Source organism: Paenibacillus phoenicis (assembly GCF_034718895.1).
Taxonomy (GTDB): Bacteria; Bacillota; Bacilli; order Paenibacillales; family Paenibacillaceae; genus Fontibacillus; species Fontibacillus phoenicis.
Window position 1 is genome coordinate 2,598,820 of sequence record NZ_JAYERP010000001.1, and the last position, 22,261, is coordinate 2,621,080.

Here is a 22,261-nt window from a genome sequence, read left to right on the forward strand (position 1 = left end):
GAGCCTGTCCCTCCCCCCTAATCAATTCGCGCCGAAGCGGAAAAGTTCCTGCTTACAGCAAGCAAAATAAGCGGGAAGTCAAGCGTTCTCCTCGGGAGAGCGTCTGCGGGTAATGATTTCGAGCTGCCGACGCAGCGGTACGTATATCGCCAAAGCAAATACGAACTGCACCAAAACGTTTGGGATAATGTGATTTTTCAACGCCCATGTATACGGCTGGTGTATCAGTTCAAACAGCGTATACGTACCGAACAGAATCGAATCCAGCAGCAGGCCGCCCAGCAGCACGACGATCATCATCAGCGGCAGCGGTGCCCGCTGGTTGCGGGACAAGAGCCCCAGCAGATAGCCGGACAACCCCATAGCGAAGGAGTAGGCTCCGATCAACGCCCCGTAAAAAACGATATCGTGCAACATCCCAAAGACCAGACCAAGGATCAGCCCCGTATGCCGGTTCTCATAAACGGAGAAATATAGAATAACGACGTAAACCAGATGCGGGGCAATCCGCGTCTGCCATGCCGTAGGGATCAGCCAAGGAACCAAAGTTCCCTCAAGAATGAACAAGAGGAACAGCAGCAGAATTAAAATCAGTTTGCGCTTGTTCACTCGCCTTCACCTTCCGGTTCGAATACGATAAATAGTTCCTTCCAGTCGGTGAAGTTCGCAGCAGGTTCCACCGTAGCGGTATACGTCAGCCCGTATTCGCCAACCTGAATGTCCTTCACCGTGCCGATCACCATCCCGCGAGGAAATACGCCGCCGATCCCGGAGGAGACGATGGTATCCCCTTTCTTCAGCGGAGTGGCATCTTCAATGCGCGTCATGAGGAACATTCCCTGCTCGCGATCAAACGTTTCGATCATGCCAAAGACGTCGTTTTCCTTCCCTTGTGCCGTCACGGCGATGCCGTTAGAGTTCGGGTCCTTGGCATCCATTGAGGTCGCAAGGCGGACGGTGGACGTAAAGTTGCTGACATGACTGATCACGCCAACCAAGCCTTTATCGGAGGAGACAGCCATCCCCTCTTTCACGCCTTCCCGAGCCCCTAAATTAACCACGATCGTGCGATTGACAGGATCGTCATTAACGCTGATGACCTGGGCAATTTTCCAGGTGTAATCGTAGAGTCTCTTTTGCGCTTCAGTGAAATCGAGCTTATTCTTCAACCGTTCGTTTTCTTGAGCAATCCAGTTATACGTCGCTTTGTCACGTGTATAGTGCGCTAAAGCAATTTTGAGCTGCTCGTTCTCCTCCTGCAGCGCGCGCAGGTTCGAAATATCTTCAAAGAAGCCCGCTACATAGCTAGCGGGCTTGTAAAACACGTATTGCACGAAGCCAACCGTGTCCTTGACGAATTTCTCCGGCCAGGACAAGTTGGTTCTTGGCCCCAGCGTAAACCCCATCACCGCAATAAACAAAATAAGTCCCATCAACAAAATAAATAATCTTTTGTTGCCAAGCAGCTTAAACAGTTTTCGCACCCTCCAACCATACATAATTTCTTGGAAAAACGGCATTGGCCGTCCAATTCAGGACGGCGCCGCTTTGATATCAGGGGTGCCTTCTTCCGCGCGAAATTATCGCTTGGAACGAAGGGCTGAACTACTTTTCGATTTGAATAAGTGGATATTATCCAAAGCCCGGCCCGTACCGATCGCCACACAGTCAAGCGGATTCTCCGCCACAATCACCGGCATGCCGGTTTCGCCGGCCAGCAGTTTATCCAGGTTACGCAGCAACGCGCCGCCGCCGGTCAATACGATTCCCCGGTCCATAATGTCTGCTGCGAGTTCCGGCGGGCATTTCTCCAAAGTGACTTTCACCGCGTCCACGATTGCACCCACCGTATCGCTCAGCGCTTCGGAGATCTCGTCAGAAGTGATCGTGATCGTCTTCGGCAGTCCTGTCACGAGGTCGCGTCCGCGGATTTCCATCGTTTCAACCTTCTCCAGCGCAAGTGCGGAGCCGATATCCATCTTCAGCTGCTCGGCGGTTCTTTCCCCGATCATCAGGTTGTATTGGCGCTTGATATATTGGATGATCGCTTCATCCATTTCATCGCCTGCCACGCGGACGGATTTGCTGGTGACGATCCCGCCCAGCGAGATCACCGCAACTTCCGTCGTCCCGCCGCCGATGTCCACGACCATGCTGCCGGTAGGTTCCCAAACCGGCAAATCTGCGCCAATCGCCGCGGCGAACGGCTCCTCGATCGTGTAAGCTTCGCGTGCACCTGCTTGCTTCGTCGCGTCCTCAACAGCCCGCTGCTCAACGGCCGTGATCCCCGACGGTACGCAAACCATCACGTTCGGGTGGCGCTGGAACAACGAACGTTTCTTCTGCGCTTGACCAATAAAATATTTAATCATCGTTGCCGTTGTATCGAAATCAGCGATCACGCCATCCTTCATCGGACGGATCGCCCGAATGTTGCCGGGGGTTCTGCCGATCATCTTCTTGGCCGATTCTCCGACGGCCACGATGTTTTTCGTGTCGGTATGAATCGCTACCACCGAAGGCTCGCGGACGATAATGCCCTTGCCTCTCGTATATACCAACGTATTTGCCGTCCCTAAATCAATTCCCAAGTCTTTTGTAAAGCCACCCAACATGCTGCTTCTTCCTTTCCTTCTGTATCTAACCTATTATATTAGAGGTTGTTCAAAAAGTCATCTTCCGATCACGAAGTTCATCAATGATGCAAGTTCGACGGCGAATCTTGAATTCACTGAAGTTACATCAAGCCCCGTTCTTTCAAACTGACGAACTTGCCGTCCCCGATGACGATGTGATCGAGCACATCGATGCCGATAATTTCCCCCGCTTCGCAAAGCCTACGCGTCATCCGGATATCCTCCGGGCTTGGAGTGGGATCGCCGCTGGGATGATTGTGCGCACATACGACGGAAGCGCTGCTGCATTTGATCGCAGCCCGGAACACCTCGCGCGGATGCACAATCGATGCGTTCAGGCTTCCGATCGAAAGCGTCTCTTGAGCAATGATATGATTTTTTGTATTCAAAAAAAGACATACAAAATGCTCTTTCTGCAAATAGCGCATTTGCTCCATCAATAGCTCAGCCGCATCGTGCGGACTGCGGATTACTGCTTGATCCGGAAGACGTGACTTGGCCAGTCGCTGCCCCAACTCAATCCCTGCCTTCAGCTGGACCGCTTTCGCAGGTCCGATGCCTTTCAGGCTCGTCATCTCTTCCAGGCTGACATCAACCAGCCCGCGCAGCCCGCCTAATTCGGCGAGCAATCGCTGGGCCATATGAACTGCCGATTCCTGGCGTGTTCCTGTGCGGAGCAGGATCGCCAGCAATTCCGCATGGCTGAGCGCCCCCGCTCCGTATTTGATCATTCGTTCCCTTGGCCGCTCCTCAGAAGGAAGATCACGCAGCATATAGGGAGTTTGTGCTTGTTCCATCGCTATCCCCCGCTTCCGAATGGGTTCGGGTCGCTCCCGGTTATTCCGGTTACGCCCGTCCTAAGTTCGGAAGGATATGCTTTATCACTTCCCGATGACCTGCCATCACGGCAAGCTCAGCCTCCTGCTTACAGCACCTGAATGTCGAAATCCTTCAGCATGTCCACGAGCAGCGAGACCGGCAAGCCGACCACATTAAAATAACATCCTTCAATTCCAGTAACGATCGTAGCGCCAAGTCCTTGAATCGCATAGGCCCCAGCCTTGTCCAATCCTTCCCCGCTGCGGGCGTAGGCTTGAATTTCCGCTTCGGTCAATGCCTTCATCCTTACAGTCGTCGCCCGGTAATCAACGTGACGTCGCCCCGTTAAGGCGTCCATGCAGGCTACGCCAGTATACACCACATGCTCTCGTCCCTGCAGGCTTCGCAGCATATCCGCTGCCTCTTGGGTGTCCTTCGGTTTACCCAAAACTTCGCCGTCTCGGACCACGATCGTATCGCTCCCGACGATCACCGCATTGCGGTCTGCCGAAGGATCAAGCCCCCGGTAAACGGCTTCCGCTTTGCGCCCGGCAAGCTCCATCACGATTTGCTCCGGCGATAACGATGCTTCGAAAGATTCCTCTGTATGGCTTGGTACCACTTCGAAAGGAATCGCCAGAGATGCGACTAATTCACGCCTGCGAGGTGAAGTGGAAGCAAGAATAATCCGGCGCAAATTTGCGGTATCCATTATGGAACTCTCCTTTGTAGAAAACGAATTGATGTCCTGAATGGTTACATGCATAAGTTGGTAAAAAATAGATAAGAATCGACAACGGTTTGCTGTCATCCCCGCCATTTTTTGACACTAACCTATTATAAGATTATTATGGCCCCAGGCGCAAACACAAAAAGGACAGGGGAAACTATTTCCAGCCCCCTGTCTTTGGATTAAATGACCTGTTGCATATTTATACTCCGTCGTGAACGAGTGACTGCTCGGCCATAATGAAGCGCATCATCTCATTTTGTACTTCCCAGAGCAGTGTTTTTGCCCCGTTTTTCTGATATTCGCTCATGGCCTCGACCGCCCCGTTGATCGCTTTCTCCATTTCACCGGCCAGGGCTGCCCCCGCCGTAGACCATTTCCCGCGGATCGCCGAAGCGCTTTGTGTCCAGGCCTGGTGCTTGGCCCCCAATTGCTCTAGTTCCGGGTGCTGCTGCGGCTGCGGGTCCGCTTCGGTCAGCAGCGCTGCGGACGAGGTGCTAAGCAGGTCAACCAGCTCTGCGCTCTGCGCCATAAACCCTTCCAACGCTTCGCGTTCGCCGGCAAATGGGACGTTAGCCGCTGCCGGGAACGAGATCTCGTGCAAAATCAGGTTCACACCTGCCGCCTTCAGTTGACCGGTAAGCAGTTTCGATTGCTCTCTATCCGTGGAGACCCCGGCATAAACCCGTTTCTCGTCGACCGTATCCCGGGCAGCTGCAATACCGGACGCTTGCAGTTCCTCCTGCGCCAGCTGCACCCCCTGCGCCGTGCTAAACACGCCATATTGCAGGAAGTAGTAAGTCTGCTCCGGCAATGCGACGCTAATAAGCGGAACGTTATCCTCGGTTGCGGGGTCCTCCCCTTCAATCTCCCCCATGGCCGGCTGGCTTGCTGTGTCTCCCGATTCCACCTGCTGCGGCGTGTTCGTGTTAATCCCTGGAAGAGGGAGTTCGATCTCCTGATTAAATAAAGATAGCACGACATACCCAAACAGTGCGCCCGTAACAATCGCTCCGGTCAAAGAGCCGGCCACCTTCCACCAGGAGGTTCGGTGAGGACGGGTATAGATGGGAGGGGTCTCCTCCTGCCACTCTGTCTGCCAAGGGTCTTTGTCGTAAATTTCTTCCCAATCGTCCCGAGTTGTCCCCATCGGATCTTGGCGTTGTCTCTGGTCTTGTCCGCCCGGAAAGACAGTGAGCCCCATCCCTGTATGGTCCGTGAAGGGATCCCCCCATTCCTCTACCGTCTCTACCGCTCGATATTGGGGTGTCGTCCTCCGTATCGGCTCCTCAGCAATCTCCCGCTCCGGCCGGATTTCCCGGCCATCCCTGTCAAACCGGAATGTCATTTTGGCTTTGTTCACGGTCCGCACGCTCCTTGTCCATTCTTCTACCCTATCCATATGAACGCGAACTAACGGTTATGCCAAGCCTAAAGAGGTGAGGTTCGTAGATTGTAAGAAACGAAAAAAACGGCCTCCCCGGGAACCAAAGCCCGGTAAAGACCGTTTATACTGAAGGGTAAAGCTTGAGGCTTTAGTTAGACAGCCCTTTGGTCAGCTCGTACCCCACTTTGTAGATGTCGCCCGCGCCCATCGTCAGCACGAGATCGCCAGGCTTCAAACGATGCTGCAAATCGGCAATTACGTCCTGCTTCGTCGGCAAGTAACGAGCGCCGGGATTGCTGTTTTGTTTGATCAATTCGACCAGCTTCGAGGAGCTCACGCCTTCGATCGCTTTCTCTCCGGCCGGCGAATAAATATCGGTGATGATCACCTCATCCGCTTCTCCAAACGCCCGGCTGAACGCATCCAACAAGAAGAAGGTGCGTGTATAACGCTGCGGCTGGAAGACGGCGATAATCCGCTTGCCGGTCGCCTTGGCCGCTGCGATCGTCGCTTGGATTTCCGTCGGATGGTGAGCGTAATCGTCGATGATCAGAATGCCGTTCTTCTCCCCAAGCACCTGGAAGCGGCGCTTCGCGCCATGGAAGTGGCGCAACGCTTTTACAATTTCATTGAACGGAATGCCTGCCTCCATGCAGACGATGACGGTCGCCATGGCGTTGTAAACATTATGCCGACCAGGCACAGACAATTCCACCGTACCAAGCTCCCGGTCGCCTTGATGCATCTTAAAGGTTACACAGCGATCCCCAAGCTCGATCTCCCGGGCCGTATAATCGCAGTTGGTTTCGATGCCGTACGTAATCATCTGGCTTTGAACCCGAGGAAGCAATTCCCGTATGTTCGGGTCGTCTCCGCATACGACAGCCTTGCCGTCCGGTTTAATCTGATTCAGAAATTGCACGTAGGCTTCCTTCAGGCGATTGAAGTCACCGCCGTAGTTTTCCAAATGGTCGGCCTCGATGTTGGTCACTACGCCAAGCGATGGATAGTACTGCAAGAAGGAGCCGTCGCTTTCGTCAGCTTCCGCAACCACGCATTTTCCTTGTCCGGCTTTGGCATTCGTGCCCATGTCCATAATTTCCCCGCCGATAATGTAGGTTGGGTCGGTGCCGCAAAGCTCCATCGCCAGCGCGATCATCGACGAGGTTGTCGTTTTGCCATGAGCTCCGGCTACAGCTACACCGTTTCGCTCATTTAACAGCCGGGCCAGCATCTGAGAGCGATGCAGCACCGGTATGCCTTGCTCTTGGGCTTCCAAACGCTCCACATTATCCTGCGGCAGCGCCGTAGAGTAAACGACCAAATCCGCCCCATGCACGTGTTCGGCGGTGTGGCCGATGTAGATTTTTGCTCCCTTCGCGGCGAGCTTCTCCGTCAACTCTTGGGAGGCAACGTCCGATCCCGTGACGGTATACCCCATTTCCAGCATCACGCGGGCAATGGCGCTCATGCCATATCCGCCGATACCGATAAAATGTACGTGTTGTTCGGTCGTATTTAACAAAATGGTCACCAGCCTTTTTCAGAATCGGTTTGATGCAAAAGGGCCGCCCGCACGTCCGAGATCAGATACAACGTGCCGGTGACTACCCCAAGATCCTCCCGTTCCGTCCGTGACTCCAAAAGCGAAAGGGCTTTTCTCCAGTCACGTTCCACGATGATTTCCAAATCCGCTTTCGCTTCTATCCCCTGTAGTTCGGCCACGAGTTCATACAACGCATCGGCGTCCATTTTCCGGCGAAAATCGGGCTCGGTCAGAATTAGCGTATCCACTATTGGTAATATATGCTTCAAGTAGCCCTGATGATGCTTATTGGCCAGCATCCCCATCATCAAATGCAGCTTGCGGTATTGGAACGCTTCAGGCAGGCTTTTCGCCAGCGAAGCGGCACCTTCCGGATTATGTGCTCCGTCCAATACAAGGCGAGGTTCCTCCCGCACCACTTCCAGCCGTCCGGCCCAGAAGGAAGTACGGAAACCGTCCTGCACCTGTTCATCCTCGAGGATAAAAGCCATATACTGCCGCAGCACTTCCAGCACCATCATGACGCCGGCGGCGTTCTTGCATTGATGCTCCCCAAGCATGCGAATCGTAAAATCCATCTCCCGGAATGGACCTTGAAAATGCAACTGCTGCTCCTTGACATCCACCGCCACCCGCTCGTACCGGAACTGCTCCCCCATCAGATAGAGGGTAGCATGCTTGGCTGCCGCCGTTTCCTTCAGTACGGCAACAGCCTCCGGCTGCTCGGCGCAGCTGACCACGGGTACCCCCGCCTTGATAATGCCAGCTTTCTCGCGGGCGATTTGCTCGATTGTGTCGCCAAGGACGTCCATGTGATCCAAGCCGATGTTCGTAATCAAAGAGACGATCGGCGTCACAATATTGGTCACATCCATCCTTCCCCCAAGCCCGGTCTCCCATACTACCACATCGGGGTAACACACTTCCGCAAAATACAAAATCGCGATCGCTGTGCTCACCTCGAACATGGTTGGGGATCCCAGTTCGGTGCCGGCGATTTCAGCCACCAATGGAGCAACCCGGTTCGCCAGCTCGAGCAGCACCGTCTCGGGGATATCTTCCTCATCATATTGGAAGCGATTCGTGAATTTTGTGATGTAAGGGGACGTATACGTCCCCACATGATAACCGCATTCCCGCAGTGTTCGGGTCAGGAAAGCGCAGGAGGAGCCTTTACCGTTCGTCCCTGCCACATGAATAAATTTCAGCCTCCGTTCGGGATGGCCTAACTTTTCCATCATGAGCTCGATCCGTTCCAAGCCGGGACGGATGCCAAACGGCAGCAGCCCGTTGATCCAATCGACCGCTTCAGCATAGCTGTTCAGCGGCCGTGTTTCTTCCTCTGTACGATCCCCCATGTCAGTCACCTTCATTTAATATTAGTGTAGTTCAAGAAGTCATCTTCGAAAGCCTTTTCTTCGGTGCTCCAAACCTGACTTCTTGAACTTTTATTTTCAATTAACCTTTCAGCTCCGCAATCCGTGCCAGCACCTTATCGCGTTTCTCGGAATAATCGGCCATCTTCGCCCGTTCTTCCTCGATGACTTTAGCCGGCGCTTTGGACACAAAGCCCTCGTTGGCCAGCTTCTTCTCAACGCGTTCCACTTCTTTGTTCAGATGGTCGAGTTCCTTCGTCAGCCGCTCGATTTCCTGTCCGATATCAATCAGACCCGACAGCGGCAGGAACAGCTCGGCTCCCGTTACAACAGCGGTCATCGCCTTATCCGGCACGCCGGCGTTCAGCGAAGCCTCGTACTCCGACGTATTGCAGAAACGGCGGATGTAATGCTCGTTGCGGGACAACACTTCCAGCACTTCCGCGCTGCCCGGCTTGATGACGAGCTCGATCTTTTTGCTCATCGGCACATTCACTTCGGCGCGGATATTCCGCACAGCGCGAATGACATCGATCAGCAGATTCATTTCCTGAACAGCGTCCGGTGCTTCCAGCGCAGGGTCGTATTCCGGCCAAGCCGCCAGCGTAATCGTTTCGCCAGAATGCGGCAAATGCTGCCATATTTCCTCGGAAATAAACGGCATAAACGGATGGATCATGCGCAGCGTGCGATCGAGCACATAGGCCAGCACAGATTGGGTTTTCTTCTTAGCCGCAGCATCTTCCCCGTACAGGGACAGCTTGGCGAATTCGATATACCAGTCGCACAGATCGTCCCAGATGAAGTTGTACAGCAATCGACCGGTTTCTCCGAATTCGTAAGCGTCGATCAGGCGGGTAATTTCCTTGGCCGTCTCGTTCATCCGGTGTAAAATCCAGCGATCCGCCGTCGACAGCTCGCCGCTGATATCGATATCCTCGTACTTCACGCCCTCCAGGTTCATCAACGCAAAACGCGAAGCGTTCCAAATCTTGTTGGCGAAGTTGCGGGCTTGCTCAACGCGTTCCCAACGGAAACGCAGGTCTTGCCCCGGCGTGTTGCTGGTGGACAGCATGTAACGCATTGCATCGGCACCGTACTTCTCAATAACTTCAATTGGATCGACGCCGTTGCCCAGCGATTTGGACATTTTGCGCCCTTCACTGTCGCGGACGAGGCCGTGGATCAGTACATCCTTGAACGGAACTTGACCGGTGAATTCCAGCGAAGTGAAGATCATCCGGGCAACCCAGAAGTAAATGATATCGTAACCGGTGGAAAGAACGGACGTTGGGAAATAGCGCTTGAGATCCGCACTATCCTCATCCGGCCAGCCCAGTGTGGAGAACGGCCAAAGTGCAGAGCTAAACCACGTATCCAGCACGTCCTCGTCTTGTCGGATATCGTCGCGTCCCAGCTTGGCCCGTGCTTCTTCCTCACTGCGGGCTACAACCATTTCGCCGGTCTCGTCGCAATACCAGGCCGGAATGCGGTGACCCCACCACAATTGGCGGGAAACACACCAATCGCGTACGTTCTCGATCCAGTTCAAATAAATTTTCTCGAACCGATCCGGTACGAAGTTAACGCCGTTCCCCGATTTTTGCGCTTCAATCGCTTTTTCCGCGAGCGGCTTCATCTTCACGAACCATTGCGTCGACAGATACGGCTCAACCACAACGCCGGTCCGTTCACTATGACCAACCTGATGCACGTGATCCTCGATTTTGATCAGCACGCCCATCTCCTGCAAATCCTTCACGATCTGCTTGCGGCATTCGAAGCGGTCGAGGCCTTGATACTTGCCGGCTTCAGCATTCATCTTGCCGGTCTCGTCCATCACGTTAATTTGCGGCAGGTTATGGCGCAAACCAACTTCGAAGTCATTCGGGTCATGCGCCGGGGTGATTTTTACCGCGCCGCTGCCAAACTCTTTCTCCACGTATTCATCGGCGATAATCGGGATTTCACGGTCAACGATCGGCAGACGAAGCGTTTTGCCGACCAGATGGCGATAACGTTCATCCTCAGGATGAACAGCAACGGCGGTATCGCCGAGCATCGTCTCTGGACGAGTCGTCGCCACGGTGATATAGCCGCTTCCATCGCTCAGCGGATACTGAAGATGGTACAGATGCCCGTTAACTTCTTTATATTCTACCTCGATATCGGAAAGCGCCGTACGCGCCGCCGGATCCCAGTTGATAATGTATTTGCCGCGGTAAATCAAGCCTTTCTCATAAAGCTTCACGAACACTTCGCGAACCGCTTGGGACAAGCCCTCGTCCAATGTAAACCGCTCGCGCGAATAATCGAGCGAAGCGCCCATTTTGGCCCACTGTTCATGAATCGTTTCCGCATACTGGTCCTTCCAGGCCCATACTTGTTCGAGGAACTTCTCGCGGCCCAGGTCGTATCGGGATACGCCTTGCTCTCTAAGCCGCTGCTCCACTCTCGTTTGAGTTGCAATCCCCGCATGGTCCATCCCGGGCAGCCACAACGCGTCATATCCCTGCATTCGCTTGGTCCGGGTCAAAATATCCTGCAGCGTCAAATCCAGCGCATGCCCGATATGCAGCATCCCGGTTACGTTAGGCGGCGGAATCACGATCGTGTAGGGCTTGGCATCCGGCCGTTGTCCGGCTTTAAAGAAGCCGTTCTCCAACCAATAACGGTGCCATTTCTGCTCCGCTGCTTTCGGATCGTACGTCGTCGGCATTTCTACCGACGAAGTTTGTTGATCTTGATTTTCTGTCATCCTATTCAACCTCCGTTACAAATAAGCATAGCCTTGGCGATCCCAAGATAGTCGACTGGCGTCATCAGCTCCACACCGTGTGCATAAGACTTCGGGACGGGCTTTCGCGCCTACTTCATGCTGCCTAAGAAAAAACAAAAAGCCCTTCGTCTCAAAGGACGAAAGGCTTTACTTTCGCGGTACCACCTTTGTTTCGCATCAATGGCATCCGGTTCATTCACCATCCGGTGCAAGAAATGCGACTCTCATGCAGATAACGGCTGCTGCCGGTCCGTTCTAACCCCATATGATATGCTGCTCAAACGGACAACTCCCGGGCGACTTCGGTGAGCTACATGTCCTGCAGAATCTCTCAGCCGTGGATTCCGCTCTCTGAAGGGTACGCTGCCTACTCTTCCCGTTCCAAGTCTTTGCCATAGATCTTATTACTTTAATCTATATTATCATAACTTGGAAAGGAACGGGAGTCAACAATCCGCCTGATTTCACGGGGAGATCCTCACGGAATGTACAAAATTTGCCCTTCATTCACCTGATGCTCGGACAGCCGGTTGTACAGCTGCAGCTCCCGTGGACTCAGGTGGTAGCGTTGGGCGATATCATCCAACGTCTCTTCGCGCTGCACGATCACGAGACGCACTTTGCGGAAGGGGTTTTGATCCTCGTTGCTGATGAACAGGTTCTTCCACCGCAGCTCCTCACCCTCACTTGGGTCTCTGCTGTCGTCCAGACTCGGCTGATCCGATGCTTCCTCCTGCGGTTCTTGAGCGGGCCGGGAAGAAGAGGCAATCAGCTTCGTTAAGCCAAAGCTATCTCGGCCCCCCTCGTCATCCCCTTTTTTGGCACCCAATGCGATCTTCATTTCCTTCTTCTCTTCTGGCTGGGCAGGTGCACCCTGATCGGCTTCAGCCGCCGCATCCGCCTCCAAAACGTCTTCGTTCACCGTATCGTTTGACACTACAGCAACTTCTTCGCCTAGCCCATACGAAACCCGTTCCGGCTCGGCAGCTTCCGCTTCCACGGCTTCACTCGCACGTTCAATCGGCGCGGATTCTGCGAATGGGCGAATTTCCTCCTGAAACGCTGCGTCTACATCCAACTCCTCTGTTTGATCTGCAAAAACCTCTGCGGCAGCGCCAAAGTCCGATTCGGATTCCTTGTCCGCCCAAGGACTAGCTTCCTGGAATGCGGGGACATCCTCTCTCCAGGAGATGGTTTCCTGCGGCTCGTCCGCATTTCGTTTTTGCGCGGCAAGGACATCGTCCGGAAACGCCTGCCACGAAGCGAATTGCGGGATTTGTTGAGGCTCTTCGTCCTGCGGCTCTTGCTTCAGCTCCAGTTCAGGCTCCGGCTCTTCGTTTGCCGTTTCGCGGATTAACGAATTCCAAGAGAACGTCGGCTCCGGCTCTTGGCGAACTTCTTCCGTCAGCAAAGGCGCTGCCGGGATCGGTTCAGGCTCGGTCAGCGCCGAAGCGTAATCCGCTGAATCCTCCGTGTTGAAATTCGATTCCGCTTCCGATTCGTCGCCGGGCAGATTCGGTACGACATGGGCCGTCGTAAACTCGCGATCCTTCCATGCATCTTGTTCGGACACTAAGGCGATGGTCTCCACCCCCTGAAGCGACAAGACACCTGTAATATTCAAGCTGCGCGAACTAAGCAGGTCAACATCGAAATTTTCAATTTCGACCGTGATATCCTCCAACCGGTTTACCCGGCTTAGCGGTATCGTAATTTCTACTGGAATATAATGTTCCAGCTTCTGCGTTTCTCCTTCTCCCCGATACACCCCCGACAACAGCAAATGGCCGCGCAGCGCGGCATACTCCTCCCCGGGAATCACCTGGACTTTCGGATAGAGCTCGATCTCCTCCAGCTCTTCAATGCCGATCACATCTTCAGAAAGATGTATGCGCTCATAAATATCAAACCTGAGACCATAGGATTGATCAGCCAACTCGTTACCTCCTTTCAGCATATCCAAACCTGATTTAGAAATCGATGAATCTTGATCCAAATCATCCTCGTTTAATCTATATGCTGCAAAAAGGAGTGCATGCCAGCTTTTTGCCGATTGCAGGGTACAGACCAACTCTAAGTAAAAAATAAGCCAGGCTGCCATACGACAGCCCGGCTTGTCAACGAAAGCGATCGCGCAGCTGGATCATGGCCGGCGGCCACGGATCGCCCAGCTCCACCGCTTCTCCGGTGAGCGGGTGCGGGAACACCAGCCGCTCACCATGCAGCGCTTGATAAGGCAGCCACTTCGTGCTGCCGCCATACAACGCATCCCCTACGAGCGGATGGCCCGCTGCGCTCAGATGGACGCGAATTTGATGCGTGCGGCCGGTCTCCAAGGTCAGCCGAACGAGGCTCACCTCGTGCTTCGGGTATACCTCCATCAGCTCCACATGCGTGATCGCCGGCTTGCCAGTAGGGGACACCCGGCGCCGCTGATTGTGATGGCGGTCCCGGCCGATCGGCTGGTCAATGACCTTAAGCGCGGAACTAACAACGCCCTGTACAAACGCGATGTAAGTCCGTCCGATCTCCTTGCGGCTCATCGCTTCATCCAGCTTTAAATGGGCGTATTCGTTCTTTGCGAACAATACCGGTCCTGACGTATATTCGTCCAGCCGGTGAATATGCGCCGCAGCGATTGGCTGACCCAGGCTGGCGTACCATCCCGCGACGCGGTTGGCAAGCGTGTCCGGCGGAGCCGAGTCCCTACGGGAAGCGCCCCCCTCGTTGCCGTCCGGATGGACTTTTAGCCCTGCCGGCTTGTGCACGACAAGGCAAAAATCATCCTCATATAAAAGCGAAAGCTCTGCCTCAACCGGAGCATATTGCGATGCCCTGGCCGGAAAGGCCAGCAGCCTTAAACGGTCCCCGGCGAGCTTGATGCCGCCTTCGGCCCGCAGCCGGCGCAGCAGCTTAGGAGGAGCCTGCAGCCCCTCCTCCAGCCAAGCCATCGCCGCATCCAGACGGTCCTGCCCATCGCGCGCAGGCAGCTTGCCGGGCATCAGCTCGAGCCATTCCCCGCGCCGCGTCCAGGTTAGCTTGCCGCTCACAGCTTTTGCAGCGCCAAGCGATGCGCTTCGATCGTCAGCTCAATGTCTTCGTCGGTATGCACGCCCGAGACGAACATACCTTCGAACTGCGAAGGCGCCACGTTGATGCCTTGCTCAAGCAACGCCGCGAAGTAACGGCGGAACAAGTCGAGGTCGCTTGTTTTTGCCGTCTCGTAATTGATAACCTTCTCTTCGGTAAAAAACGGACAGATCATCGAGCCCACGCGGTTGATCGTACACGGAATACCTTTTTCCTTGGCGTTGCGCGTAAAGCCTTCCTCCAGCTTCGCCGACAAGCGCTCCATCCGGTCGTACACCTCTGGAGTAAGCAGCGACAGCGTCGTGTAACCCGCAACCATTGCCAACGGGTTGCCGCTCAGCGTCCCGGCCTGATAAATCGGCCCGCTTGGCGCGATTTGCTCCATGATCTCGCGTTTTCCGCCGTACGCTCCAACAGGCAGCCCGCCGCCGATCACCTTGCCGAGGCAAGTCAAATCCGGCGTAACGCCAAAGCGCCCCTGCGCACAATTCAGCCCTACGCGGAAGCCTGTCATGACCTCGTCAAAAATGAGCAAGCTGCCGTATCGCTCGGTAATCCGGCGCAGACCTTCCAGGAATCCCGGCAGCGGCGGCACAACGCCCATGTTCCCGGCTACAGGCTCCACGATAACGCCGGCGATCTCTTCCCCAAACCGCTCAAACGCAAGCTCAACCGAAGCCAAGTCGTTATAAGGTACCGCAATTGTATTAGAGGCAACCCCCTCAGGCACGCCCGGGCTGTCCGGCAATCCCAGCGTCGCTACGCCGGAGCCTGCTTTAATCAGCAAGCTGTCGGCATGGCCGTGATAGGAGCCTTCGAATTTCATAATTTTGCTGCGGCCCGTGTATCCCCGTGCCAGACGGATCGCACTCATCGTTGCTTCCGTTCCCGAGTTCACCATCCGCACCACATCGATCGACGGCACCCGTTCAGCAACCAGCATGGCCATTTGCGTCTCTAGCAGCGTTGGCGCTCCAAAGCTCGTCCCTTTCGCAGCCGTCTCCTGCAGCGCACGCACCACCTCTGGATGAGCATGGCCCATAATCAGCGGCCCCCAGGAGCCTACATAATCGATAAAACTGTTGCCGTCGATATCATAAATCCGGGAGCCCTCCCCGCGTTCGATATACATCGGCGTCAAGCCAACGGATTTAAATGCCCGCACCGGGCTGTTAACGCCGCCGGGCAAGACCTGCTTCGCTTCTTCGAAAGCCAGGCGCGATCGCTCTTCGCCCCGCCGGCCAATCGTGTCCTTGCTCATCGATCCCCCTCCTTAACTGTTCAAACCCCGTTCTTGGCTCTATGCTTACTGATTCTCGCGCAGCCAGCGTGCCATATCCTTGGCGAAATACGTGATGATGATATCCGCACCCGCCCGCTTCATGCCTAGCAGCATCTCAGTGACGATGGCCCGCTCGTTGATCCAGCCTTGCTGGGCGGCTGCCTTCACCATCGAATACTCTCCGCTTACGTTGTAAGCGACCAGCGGAAGATCAAATTGATCCCGCAGCATCCGCAAAATATCCATAAAGGCCAAGGCCGGCTTCACCATCAGCATATCCGCGCCTTCCAGCACGTCGGATTCCGCTTCCCTTAGCGCTTCGCGGGCGTTGGCCGGGTCCATCTGATACGTCTTCCGGTCGCCGAACTGCGGCGCCGAGTCCGCCGCTTCACGGAACGGCCCATAAAACGAAGACGCGTATTTGACGGAATATGACATAATCGGCACATGGCTGAAGCCCGCTTCATCCAGTCCCGCACGGATCGCTTGCACAAATCCGTCCATCATGTTGGACGGCGCGATGATGTCAGCGCCTGCTCGCGCTTGGGAGACAGCGGTTTTCACCAGCAGCTCCAGCGACTCGTCGTTCATGACGTCGCCGCAGACATGCCCGTCGCGTTCAAACGTATGTACCATCCCGCAATGGCCATGATCCGTAAATTCGCATAAGCAGGTGTCGGCTACGACCAGCAAATCCGGATACCGCGATTTAATGATCCGCGTCGCTTCCTGTACGATCCCGTCCTCCGCAAAGGCCGAGGTGCCGACGCTGTCCTTCGTTTCCGGAATGCCGAACAGCAGAACCGCCGGAATGCCTAGATCCATAATTTCTTTGACTTCCTCTTCCAGCGTGTCCAGCGAAAAATGAAACACGCCGGGCATCGATGAAATCTCATTCTTGACGCCCTTTCCATAAGTTACAAAGATCGGTTGAATCAAGTCGTCCACCGTCAGGACGGTTTCACGCACCATCCCGCGAATCGCAGCCGACTGACGCAGCCGGCGATGTCTTACGATCGGAAAATTCATCTTTGATTCCCTCCTAAGTATGCAGCACGGGGTTAAGCCTCCGTGTTAATCAAAAAAAAATCACTTCGCCGACGCCGTCCGCGCTTTCCAGTCACATAGCGCCTGAATCAAGCTGTCGATCGTTGCTTCTTCCGCAAGAATCGAAACCCGCAGGCCTGCATCCTCTGCCGTTTTCGCCGTGACCGGACCGATGCAGGCGATGTCCACGCCTTGCAGGGCAGCGACCGGATCGGCGACCCCCATGCCGGTGAGCGCGGCCAACAGATTCGTCACCGTTGACGAGCTGGTAAAGGTGACGGCGTGAATACGGCCTTTCTCGAGCAGCTTCAACAGCTCTTCGTCCGTTTCCCCGGCCGGCATTGTCCGGTACATGACTGCCTCGGTGACGGTCAAGCCCTGCTCACGCAAGGCAGCAGGCAACCAAGCTCGGGCAAGGTCGCCGCGCGGCAACAGCACGTGCTGTCCGGGCTTCAACTCGCTGCCGTACGTTTCCATCAGGCCCTCGGCCTGAAACTTGCCCGGCAAGCCCTCCGCCGCAATCCCGCGTTGGCGCAGCGCCGCCTGCGTTGCCGGCCCTACGGCGGCAATTCTCGCTTTATGCAGCCCGCGCACATCTTTCCCCAGTCTCTCCAGGTGCGAGAAGAAATACTCCACGCCATTGACGCTCGTGAAGAATACCCAATCGTACTGCTCTAGCTGATTGAGCGCTTCGTCCGTGCTGGCCAGCTCCCGGCCCTCCGGCATCGCGATGTCGATGACAGGGAACTCGTACGGCTCGCCGCCAAGCTCCTCGATGCCGCGCACCAGCTCGCTCGCTTGCGAGCGCGAACGGGTGACGAGAATCCGCTTGCCGAATAGCGGCAGCGATTCCGCCCACATGAGCTGCTCCCGTTGAGCCACAACTTCGCCGACAACCGTGACGGCCGGCGGCTTAAAGTCAGCTTCGCGTACCTTTTGCTCAATATCGGCCAGCGTCCCGACCAGCGTCTCCTGTTCGGCTCTCGTCCCCCAGCGGATCAGGGCAACCGGCGTTTCGGGCGGCCGACCGTAATGAATCAGCTGTCTGCTGATATGACCAATATTGGCCACGCCCATCATAAACACAAGGGTGCCGGTCGCGTTGGTGATCTTTTCCCAGTCGATAGACTGATCCAGCTTGTCCGGGCTTTCACGCCCCGTAACGATCGACACCGAGGAAGCCATATCCCGGTGAGTGACAGGAATGCCTGCATACGCCGGCACCGAGATGGCAGCCGTAATCCCCGGCACGATTTCGTAAGGAATTCCGTGCTGCCGCAGCAGCTCCGCCTCCTCTCCAACGCGGCCGAAGATCGTCGGGTCGCCGCCTTTTAAGCGAACGACGGTTTTGCCCGCCAGCGCCAAATCAACCAACAGCTGATTGATATGCTCTTGCTTCATCGTGTGACGGTCGGTTCGCTTCCCGACATATATTTTCTCTGCCCCGGGCTTCGTTCTTCGCAGCAGGCTGGGATTGGCCAGACGATCGTAGACGATCACGTCGCCTTTCTCCAGACAATCAAGCCCTTTCAGCGTAATCAATCGCGCATCTCCAGGGCCTGCGCCAACCAGATACACCTTACCAGCCATATTCGTTCACTCCCCGGTTTCTTGTAATAATGCAGCTGCTCCCATCGAGATCAGCCGGCCGGCAAGCTGCTCTCCCAGCTCGGTCGGATCTGTTCCTTCGGCGCTTTCCTTCAGAATCGTCGTTCCGTCCGCCGAACCAACCATCCCCGTCAATCGCAAACGCGGACGGCCGGTTTCGCCGCTTGCGCCTTCTTCCGGCAGCAACGTCGCGTAGGCTCCAATCGGCACCTGGCAGCCGCCATTCAGCACGCCGAGGAAACGGCGCTCCGCAGCCACCGTCACCGCGGTGTCCGGATCATTGTATAAGGACAAGAGCCGGCGCACCTCGTTGTCATCCTCGCGGCATTCGATGCCAAGCGCCCCTTGACCAACGGCGGGCAGACAGACCTCTGCGGGAAGAAATGCCGTAATCCGGTGTTCCCAACCCATGCGGAATAACCCCGCCGCGGCCAAAATGATCGCGTCAAAACCTTCCTCCTCCAGCTTGCGCAATCGGGAATCGATATTGCCGCGAATCGGCTCCAGCACGAAGTCCGGTCGATAAGCGCGCAATTGACTGGCGCGACGTAAGCTGCTGGTCCCTACCTTGGCCCCCTGCGGCAATTCGTCAAGGCTCCGTCCGTTTCTTGAAATAAGCGCATCCCGTGGATCAACCCGCCGCGGCACCGCACCGTTCATCAGTCCGTCCGGCAGCACAGACGGCATGTCCTTCATGCTATGGACCGCCAAATCGATCTCCCCGTTCAGCATCGCCTGCTCGATTTCCTTCACGAACAGCCCTTTGCCGCCAACCTTGGACAACGTCACGTCCAAAATCCGGTCTCCCTTGGTTACGATCTTGCGGATTTCAAAATCAAACGGCAGGTGATGCTCCCGGCAGATCGCTTTTAAATCGTCGATGACCTGTCCCGTCTGTGTCAGCGCCAGCTGGCTTTGTCTCGTACCCACCACTATCGTTCGCTTCGTCATGCTTATTCCTCCGTCTGTTCCTCAATCCAGGCGATCATGGCTGCTTCGCTCCACGGCTCAAAGCTTCCTTCCCGGATCGAGGTCAATATATCGGTCTCGGCCAACCTCCGAAACAGACGCTTCCGTCTTCCGGGATCGTCGATTCGCTCTTTAATGAAAGCCCGTGCCGAGCTTAAAAAGTCAATGTAACGCTCGTAATCCTCGCCAAAGTGTTCATCAATCTCGCGGATCAGCTCCCGCGCGGCCGTTGGTCCCGCCCCCGAGGTGGAGACGGCAACGACCAGCCCCCCGCGGCGCAGAACGCCGGGCGTAATCATGCTGCCTCGCGTCCCTTCGCCCGCGTCATTCATCGGGATGCCCTCCGCCTCCGCTTCGGCGGCCACAGCGGCGTTGACCTCCGGCCGATCGGTCGCGGCAAAAGCGAGGAACGCCCCGGCCAAATCCCCTTGTTGATACTCCCGTTGGATCCATACGACTTGCTCCCGCTCCTGATGGAGCCGCTGCAGACCTTCCGTTACGTTGGGACTAATCACCACCGTTACCGCTCCAGCCTCTGCCAGCATCGTCGCCTTCCGTTCGGCAACCGGTCCGCCGCCAATAACGACGCAGCGACGGCCTGCCAAATTCAATAGGACGGGCACATAATAAGGTATGGCGCATCCCTCCTACTTCAACTGATTAATAGCATACCCTACCCTGCCGCAATTTTCCATGTTCATCCCTTCAAAAAAAGCCCTTCCCCCTCCGCTTCAGCGTCGAATCAGCCATCGATTCGGGTGCATCCGGCAGAGGGCTCAGGGCGTTCTCGCGGTGTAGAATATCCAGTTATCCAGATTATACAGACACCTTCGCCAGCGGCAACGAAGGCTCAGGCTCGAAGGAGACCTGGTTTGGGAGCCCATCTTCGAGCTCCGGCAACCCTTCGGACGCCCGGGACGCTAACATTTCTTGCGCTTCCCGTGAGGCGGAGATCTCCTTGCCGGATGCGGAAGGTGCATCGCTTTGTGCTTCCAGACGATCCTCCAGCGCAAAAATCTGCGTAAACATCTCCAGCGCTTTCGTGCCTTGACTTTCGCCAGCCATCTCCTTGATCCGGTTAATCGGATCATGCAGCACTTGATTTAAAATGCTCTTGGTGAGGCGACGAATCACTTTGCGTTGCCGTTCATCCAGCTCCGGCAGCTTATTAAAGAGACTGTCCAACGTATTCTCGTGAATATCGGAAGCCTTCTCCTGCAGCGCGCGAATGACCGGCTTCACGCCCAGCGTCTGCAGCCATGTTCCGAAGGCGGCGATTTCGTCCTCTATCATGGCTTCGATCTTAACCGCTTCTGCGCGGCGCATCTCCATGTTGCTCTCTACGATGCCTTCGAGATCATCGATGTCATACAGGAATACCTGATCCAGCTCGCCGATGGACGGCTCGATGTCCCGCGGCACCGCGATATCGATCATAAACAACGGGCGATCCATCCGCCCCTTCATGCTGCGGGCGACCTGTGCCGAAGTGATTACATACCCTTCCGCACCGGTCGAGCTGATCAGAATATCCACCTCTTCCAGCCGTTCCATCGCTTCCTGCATGGTGCATGGCACACCGTGAAATTTCGCGGCAAGCTCCTGGGCCCGGGCAAATGTCCGGTTGGCTACCAGCACTTCTTCCGCACCGGCACCGCTCAAGTGCTTGGCCGTCAACTCGCTCATCTTGCCGGCACCAAGGATCAGCACGCGTTTGCCTTCAAAGCTGCCAAAAATCCGCTTGCCCAGCTCCACGGCAGCATAGCTGATCGAAACGGCGCTCTCCCCGATGGCGGTTTCGGAATGGGCTCGTTTGCCCAGCGTGACCGCTTGTTTAAACAACATATTAAACCATGTTCCGGTGCATTTCTCGCTTTGCGAGAGCAAGAACGCATTTTTGACCTGGCCGAGAATTTGGGTTTCCCCCAGCACCATCGAATCCAGACCGCACGCAACGCGGAACAGATGGCGAATCGCTTGTTCGTCTTCATATATATATAAATGGCGGGTAAATTCTTCGCGAGGAACCCCAAACCAGCGTTCCATAAAGCTGCGAACGAAGGACCCGCACATGTGCAGTTGATCAACTACGGCATAGATTTCTGTACGATTGCAGGTGGCAATAATTACGCCTTCCAATACACTCTTGGTACGTAAGAGCTCCTGCAGCGCTTGCGGCATGTCCGTATCTGTTAAAGAAAAGCGTTCCCTGACTTCCACAGGCGCCGTGCGATAGTTTAACCCAACTACGACGATGTGCATTGCAAGTTCACCTGCCTTGAAGAAGTGTCAATAGCATGTATCGCAAACAAACTATGTTAATTATATCACAGTAGCCTTCGGCTCCCCTGGGATTTCTATGAGTTTTTTATGAATTATTTATGAATTTCATTCATTCAAAACAAATAACCATGGATGACCCATGGTTAAGCTTTTTACCAATTTTTTAGAAAATCTATCCTCGCTTAAACAAATTCAGCGCGATTCGAATCCGCTTCGGCTACTTCCAGCTCGCCTAAGCCCCGAATCAGCTTCTTCGCATACGTTTTCTCCGGATTCAAGACGGACACCAGGTAATCGATCGCCAGCTGCGGATCTACAAATTCCCCGCAGGTGTAGCAATCAATAGCAGCAAACCCTCTCTCAGGATACGTGTGAATCGAGAGGTGGCTTTCCGACAACATCACAAGCACGGTGGCTCCTTGCGGTTCAAACTGTCTGGATTGAATCGACAAAATGGTCGCTCCGCAAGCTTCCGCCGCTTCCACCAAGTGGGCTTCCAACAACCCGGCGTTGTTCAGCACCTCATAGTCGATTCCCCAAGCATCAACCGCAACGTGTCTTCCGAAAGTTGAATATTCCATCTTCCGGCTCCCCCTTCCTAGGAATAAAATGTTTGAAAAAATTTCATCCGCTAGGACCTACGTCATTCACTTCTCGAGGGAAACATCTCTCGCAACATCTCCATGTCCTGAGTGAATCCTGGTTCCTA

At 55.2% G+C, this 22,261-nt stretch carries 18 protein-coding genes and 1 other annotated feature; all 18 genes read right to left on the minus strand.

Annotated elements, in window-relative coordinates; genetic code table 11:
* Positions 1–78: 78 nt before the first annotated feature.
* The 18 genes from mreD to speD all read right to left on the minus strand — a co-directional run bounded on the left by mreD (position 79) and on the right by speD (position 22,133).
* Complete coding sequence (gene mreD, locus U9M73_RS12245; protein ID WP_009225171.1) at positions 79–609, minus strand: rod shape-determining protein MreD; 531 nt, start codon at positions 607–609, stop codon at positions 79–81.
* Positions 606–1,484, minus strand: coding sequence for a rod shape-determining protein MreC (mreC, locus tag U9M73_RS12250; RefSeq protein ID WP_323077460.1), 879 nt, complete (start codon positions 1,482–1,484; stop codon positions 606–608). Before mreC ends, mreD begins: the two co-directional genes overlap by 4 nt.
* Before the next feature lie 96 nt (positions 1,485–1,580).
* Complete coding sequence (locus tag U9M73_RS12255) at positions 1,581–2,615, minus strand: rod shape-determining protein (protein WP_009225169.1); 1,035 nt, start codon at positions 2,613–2,615, stop codon at positions 1,581–1,583.
* A 122-nt stretch (positions 2,616–2,737) separates the two neighbouring features.
* A complete protein-coding gene (radC, locus tag U9M73_RS12260) occupies positions 2,738–3,433 on the minus strand; it encodes a RadC family protein (protein WP_260071170.1) in 696 nt (231 codons plus the stop codon).
* 128 nt (positions 3,434–3,561) lie between these two features.
* Positions 3,562–4,167: a Maf family protein gene (locus U9M73_RS12265; protein WP_009225167.1), complete on the minus strand. Its 606-nt coding sequence runs from the start codon at positions 4,165–4,167 to the stop codon at positions 3,562–3,564.
* Positions 4,168–4,387: 220 nt separating this feature from the next.
* The gene (locus U9M73_RS12270) at positions 4,388–5,548 is read right to left on the minus strand and encodes an SPOR domain-containing protein (RefSeq protein WP_260071172.1); all 1,161 of its coding nucleotides are present in this window, start codon (positions 5,546–5,548) and stop codon (positions 4,388–4,390) included.
* A gap of 172 nt (positions 5,549–5,720) precedes the next feature.
* The gene (murC, locus tag U9M73_RS12275) at positions 5,721–7,043 is read right to left on the minus strand and encodes a UDP-N-acetylmuramate--L-alanine ligase (RefSeq protein ID WP_260071183.1); all 1,323 of its coding nucleotides are present in this window, start codon (positions 7,041–7,043) and stop codon (positions 5,721–5,723) included.
* Positions 7,044–7,102: 59 nt separating this feature from the next.
* The gene (locus U9M73_RS12280; protein ID WP_323077464.1) at positions 7,103–8,476 is read right to left on the minus strand and encodes a bifunctional folylpolyglutamate synthase/dihydrofolate synthase; all 1,374 of its coding nucleotides are present in this window, start codon (positions 8,474–8,476) and stop codon (positions 7,103–7,105) included.
* A 100-nt stretch (positions 8,477–8,576) separates the two neighbouring features.
* The gene (locus U9M73_RS12285) at positions 8,577–11,252 is read right to left on the minus strand and encodes a valine--tRNA ligase (protein ID WP_323077465.1); all 2,676 of its coding nucleotides are present in this window, start codon (positions 11,250–11,252) and stop codon (positions 8,577–8,579) included.
* Positions 11,253–11,403: 151 nt separating this feature from the next.
* Positions 11,404–11,666 (minus strand) — a binding site (T-box leader).
* Between the two features lie 85 nt (positions 11,667–11,751).
* The gene (locus U9M73_RS12290) at positions 11,752–13,209 is read right to left on the minus strand and encodes a LysM peptidoglycan-binding domain-containing protein (RefSeq protein WP_260071175.1); all 1,458 of its coding nucleotides are present in this window, start codon (positions 13,207–13,209) and stop codon (positions 11,752–11,754) included.
* A gap of 181 nt (positions 13,210–13,390) precedes the next feature.
* A complete protein-coding gene (locus U9M73_RS12295; RefSeq protein ID WP_260071176.1) occupies positions 13,391–14,323 on the minus strand; it encodes an RluA family pseudouridine synthase in 933 nt (310 codons plus the stop codon).
* Positions 14,320–15,624: a glutamate-1-semialdehyde 2,1-aminomutase gene (gene hemL, locus U9M73_RS12300; protein ID WP_323077467.1), complete on the minus strand. Its 1,305-nt coding sequence runs from the start codon at positions 15,622–15,624 to the stop codon at positions 14,320–14,322. The genes U9M73_RS12295 and hemL overlap by 4 nt, the downstream gene beginning before the upstream one ends.
* A 45-nt stretch (positions 15,625–15,669) precedes the next feature.
* A complete protein-coding gene (hemB, locus tag U9M73_RS12305; protein WP_323077468.1) occupies positions 15,670–16,674 on the minus strand; it encodes a porphobilinogen synthase in 1,005 nt (334 codons plus the stop codon).
* Positions 16,675–16,734: 60 nt separating this feature from the next.
* On the minus strand, positions 16,735–18,282 hold the full coding sequence (cobA, locus tag U9M73_RS12310; protein ID WP_323077469.1) for a uroporphyrinogen-III C-methyltransferase: 1,548 nt from the start codon (positions 18,280–18,282) through the stop codon (positions 16,735–16,737).
* A gap of 6 nt (positions 18,283–18,288) precedes the next feature.
* Positions 18,289–19,251: a hydroxymethylbilane synthase gene (gene hemC, locus U9M73_RS12315; RefSeq protein WP_323077470.1), complete on the minus strand. Its 963-nt coding sequence runs from the start codon at positions 19,249–19,251 to the stop codon at positions 18,289–18,291.
* A 2-nt stretch (positions 19,252–19,253) separates the two neighbouring features.
* Positions 19,254–19,880, minus strand: coding sequence for a precorrin-2 dehydrogenase/sirohydrochlorin ferrochelatase family protein (locus tag U9M73_RS12320; protein ID WP_323077472.1), 627 nt, complete (start codon positions 19,878–19,880; stop codon positions 19,254–19,256).
* Positions 19,881–20,085: 205 nt separating this feature from the next.
* Positions 20,086–21,531: a glutamyl-tRNA reductase gene (gene hemA, locus U9M73_RS12325; RefSeq protein WP_323077473.1), complete on the minus strand. Its 1,446-nt coding sequence runs from the start codon at positions 21,529–21,531 to the stop codon at positions 20,086–20,088.
* Between the two features lie 203 nt (positions 21,532–21,734).
* Entirely contained in the window at positions 21,735–22,133 is a 399-nt protein-coding gene (speD, locus tag U9M73_RS12330) for an adenosylmethionine decarboxylase (protein ID WP_009225154.1), read from the minus strand.
* Positions 22,134–22,261 lie beyond the last annotated feature (128 nt).